Annotated in this window: 4 protein-coding genes and 1 pseudogene; all 5 read left to right on the top strand. The window is 56.0% G+C overall.

Annotated elements, in window-relative coordinates; genetic code table 11:
* Positions 1–268: pseudogene (locus tag ACXJ5O_RS19960) on the top strand (hydantoinase/oxoprolinase family protein); the annotation flags it as partial.
* 106 nt (positions 269–374) lie between these two features.
* Positions 375–2,546 carry a malate synthase G gene (locus tag ACXJ5O_RS19965; protein WP_457301414.1) on the top strand — a complete coding sequence of 724 codons (2,172 nt, stop codon included), beginning with the start codon at positions 375–377 and terminating at the stop codon, positions 2,544–2,546.
* A 36-nt stretch (positions 2,547–2,582) separates the two neighbouring features.
* The gene (locus ACXJ5O_RS19970; RefSeq protein ID WP_457301415.1) at positions 2,583–3,071 is read left to right on the top strand and encodes a DUF3859 domain-containing protein; all 489 of its coding nucleotides are present in this window, start codon (positions 2,583–2,585) and stop codon (positions 3,069–3,071) included.
* A 99-nt stretch (positions 3,072–3,170) separates the two neighbouring features.
* Positions 3,171–3,860, top strand: a complete 690-nt coding sequence (gene tsaB, locus ACXJ5O_RS19975) for a tRNA (adenosine(37)-N6)-threonylcarbamoyltransferase complex dimerization subunit type 1 TsaB (protein ID WP_457301416.1) — start codon at positions 3,171–3,173, stop codon at positions 3,858–3,860.
* Positions 3,857–4,360 (top strand): ribosomal protein S18-alanine N-acetyltransferase, encoded by a 504-nt coding sequence (gene rimI, locus ACXJ5O_RS19980; protein WP_457301417.1) that lies wholly within the window; start codon positions 3,857–3,859, stop codon positions 4,358–4,360. Before tsaB ends, rimI begins: the two co-directional genes overlap by 4 nt.
* Positions 4,361–4,447: the final 87 nt, after the last annotated feature.

The raw sequence follows: 4,447 nt of genomic DNA on the forward strand, positions 1-4,447 counted from the left end.
GGCCCATATCAGCCAGCCCGCCGAGGGCATCTTCCGCGTCATGGCCGGGGAGATCGTCAGGGACTTCCAGATTGAAGAAGAATCGATCGCCTTCGCCGAAACAACGCTGGAGCATCAAGTCGCGCAGTTGGCCCTGGAAGCTGGAACCGATGAAGCGCAGATCAGCACCACTCGTGACGTCAGCGCCGCCACAGTCGAGGATCAGCGCAAGTTCATCGAAGCGGTGGTGATAGCAACGGCTTCCGGCAGGCCGCGCATTGCGCATTGAAAAGCATTCGCTCCAATTAGGCTCGAATTCTGCTGCTATTGAAGAATTGACTGACAATGCTTCTGCGTGTTCAAGGGTAGGCCTGCGAAAATTTAAGGAATGAACCATGGTTGAACGCATCGAGATGAATGGCTTGAGGGTAGCGAAGGAACTTCATGACTTCGTGGCCAATGAAGCTATCCCGGGTACCGGTATCGATGCGGCGCAATTCTGGTCCGGCTTTGCACAGATTGTCGAAGATCTGGCCCCAAAAAACCGCGCACTCCTGCAAAAACGCGATGCATTTCAGCAGAAGCTGGACGATTTTTACAAGAGCAAGCGAGATAGCGGTTACAGCCACGAAGAATACGAGGCCTTCTTAAGGGGGATCGGCTACCTGCTGCCAGAAGGAGCTGCCTTCGCCGTTTCAACCAGCAATGTCGATCCTGAAATTGCTGTTGTCGCTGGTCCGCAGCTTGTCGTTCCCGTGATGAATGCCCGTTATGCGCTCAATGCCGCCAATGCGCGCTGGGGGTCGCTCTATGACGCACTGTATGGGACGGATGCCATTCCGGATGCTGGTGGCGCCGAAAGAGGCAAAGCGTTCAATCCGGTTCGGGGATCGAAGGTGATTGCCTGGGCCAAAGCGTTTCTCGACGACAGCGCGCCACTGAATGGTGCACACTGGGCCGATGTTTCCGGCCTGAGTATCGAAAATCATAAGCTTATTCTGAAGGCCAATGGCAAGCTTGCTGCGCTAAAAGATGAAGGACAGTTTGCCGGTTATCGCGGCGACGCGACGGCTCCAGCCGCAATTCTTCTTGTGAAGAATGGCCTGCATGTCGAGATCGTTGTCAATACCGATCATCCGATTGGCAAAACAGATTCCGCACATATCGCCGATGTTTTATTGGAAACGGCTCTGACCACGATTCAGGATTGCGAGGATTCCGTTGCCGCCGTCGATGCAGAGGACAAGGTTGTCGCCTACCGCAACTGGCTCGGCCTGATGAATGGCGATCTCGAAGATACATTCGAGAAGGGCGGCAAGACGGTTACGCGCAAACTCAATGCAGATCGGGAGTACACAGGCAAGGACGGCAAGCCTCTGACCGTACCTGGACGCTCGCTGATGCTGGTGCGCAATGTCGGCCATCTGATGACCAATCCTGCTATCCTCGACAGCGAGGGCAACGAGGTTCCCGAAGGCATTATGGATGCGGCGATTACCGCTTTGGCTGCGCTCCACGACATAGGACCGGACGGCCGCCACATGAATTCCCGCGCCGGATCCATGTATGTGGTCAAGCCAAAAATGCACGGTCCGGAAGAGGTAGCATTCGCTTCTGAGCTGTTTGGAAGGGTTGAGACGCTGCTGGGTATGCAGCCGAACACCGTAAAGATGGGAATCATGGATGAGGAACGACGCACCACGGTCAACTTGAAGGAATCCATACGTGCTGCGAAGGAACGCGTCGTCTTCATCAACACTGGCTTCCTCGACCGTACGGGCGATGAAATTCACACATCAATGGAAGCCGGTCCCATGATCCGCAAGGGCGACATGAAACAGGCCGCCTGGATCGGCGCCTATGAGGACTGGAACGTCGATGTAGGTCTCGAGTGCGGACTTTCAGGTCATGCGCAGATCGGCAAGGGCATGTGGGCCATGCCCGACCTGATGGCGGCGATGCTTGAGCAGAAGATCGCGCATCCGAAAGCCGGTGCCAATACCGCCTGGGTACCATCCCCCACAGCGGCAACACTGCATGCCACCCATTACCACAAGGTCAATGTCGCCGACGTCCAGGCCAGTTTGAAAAAGCGCGGGCGCGCCAAGCTCAGCGATATTCTATCCGTACCCGTCGTATCCCGGCCCAACTGGACGCCGGAGGATATTCAGCGCGAACTTGATAACAATGCTCAAGGGATTCTTGGTTATGTCGTGCGTTGGGTCGACCAAGGCGTCGGCTGTTCCAAGGTGCCGGATATCAACAATGTCGGCTTGATGGAAGACCGCGCAACGCTTCGCATCTCCGCGCAGCATATCGCCAATTGGCTGCATCATGGTGTGGCCAGCGAGGCGCAAGTGCTTGAGACGCTGAAGCGAATGGCAGCGGTCGTCGACAAGCAGAACGCTGGCGATCCCCTTTATCACCCAATGGCCGCTGATTTCGACGGTTCGATTGCCTTTCAAGCGGCATGCGACCTCGTTTTCAAAGGTCGCGAACAGCCGAATGGCTATACGGAACCGGTCTTGCATCGCCGTCGGCTCGAGTTGAAGGCAAAGCAGACCTAGGTCAACGGACATATGGCTCACTAYGTCAGATACCTTATGTTCCTCACCGCTGTGATGGTGTGGAACACTGGCCTGGCTGAAGAAGGACAAATCTCGGCAGTAGAGATCGTCGACTGGGGGCTGACGAGCCCGAAAGAAGTCGGATCCGAAGTTTCACCCGATACGCCAACAGGTGTGAACCGGCTGGTCGAAGGCCCTGTCGATGTCACGCGAACCACGAAAATCCGGGCGTGCATCGGCACAAGTTTCGGTGTCCTCTACAGAACGTCGGATGTCGGTGAGGCGGTCCTTCCAATAATGGTCGTGGTTTTCCATCCAATGATCAAAACACAGGACGGCCGATCGATGCTGAAAAGCAGCTGGCCTGACAGTGCGACCTCCCTGCGCCGTTACGCCGGCTGGGTTTTCGAAAGGGACTTCGAACTCGTCTCCGGGGAGTGGACGATCTCGTTACGTGACCTGTCCGGTCGGGAACTGGTATCAAAAAGTTTCGATGTAACTGCCGGAAGCTGTCCGATTTCATAGAAGGGAGATGGGCTGGGATTGCGCGGAACGTGAGTTCTATATCCGAACTGCCACATCCGCCCACTTGTGTGCTGGCTGATTCTTGTTTAGGCGAGGCGCATGAAACTGCTTGCGCTCGATACCGCTGCCAATCTCTGCTCCGTCGCCGTTCTCGACGTTGAAACAGGGGCTATACTGGCGGCGTTAAGCGAAGATATCGGCCAAGGGCATGCCGAGCGATTGATGACCGCGGTCGAGCAGGTGGCAGCTACGGCCCAAGTTTCCATCACGGATATTGGCAAGATTGCTGTCAGCATCGGACCCGGCTCGTTTACAGGCGTCCGAGTCGGCGTCTCGACAGCGCGGGGCTTCGCACTTGCGCTGAAATGTCCGGCAGTTGGGATCAGTACCCTTCAGGCACTCGCTTATGATGCTGCCAAGCAATTTTCGCATCGACCGATTCTTTCGATTATCGATGCACGGCGTGACGAGCTCTATGCTCAATTCTTTGGCGAGGATGGATCGGCGGCGTCGGAGCCAATGGTGACGACCTTGCCCTTGATTATAAAACAATTGGAAGAACGAGGCAGCGAGCATGGGCTCGCGGGTTCGGGTGCAATTCTAATCGAAAAAGAGCTTGGTCGTCCTCTCGACATCGCCGCAATCACGGCGACAGGAAGCATAGAAGCCTTCGCGCGGCTCGGCGCATTGCGGAGGGACGACGGCGAAGCGCCAAGGCCGCTTTATCTGCGTGGTCTTGATGTCAAGCAGCAGCAGGGTTTCGTTCTGAAAAGAAAGATCGTCGAATGATCGGCTTTCCATTCGACGCCATGCGGTCGCAACAATTTGTGATTGAGCCGGTACTTCCGGAGGATGCACCACATCTGGCCAGGATTCATGAGAGGACATTTCGGCAACCGTGGAGCGACGAGGAGTTTCATGCCCTTATCGTCGATGACAAGGTTTTCGGGTTTATTGCTCGAGAAGAGGGCAACCGCAAAGCACAGCCGGGCGGGTTCGTTTTGGCACGTCTCGTGTTGGACGAGGCGGAAATACTGACAATCGCTGTCTCACCCCAGTCACAGCGCAAGGGTCTTGGCCACGCTCTGATGGATGCAGCGCTCCGTTACCTGCACAATGCGCGCGCAACTATGCTGTTTCTCGAGGTCGACGAACTCAATATCCCGGCACTGGCGCTCTATCGCAGACTTGGTTTCAAGCAGGTTGGAAAGCGGCCGGGCTACTATGAAACGGCGGCAGGACGCTCGGCTGCCTTGACGATGCGCCGCGATTTGAAAAAGAGCCGCTGAATGATCGCGTGGTTGCGTTTTCTGGTGACGGCGACGGCGTTTGTTCTCGTTATAATCCTGCTGGTGCCGTTGCAGTTCCTATTTTTG

This window comes from Phyllobacterium sp. P5_D12 (assembly GCF_054049495.1).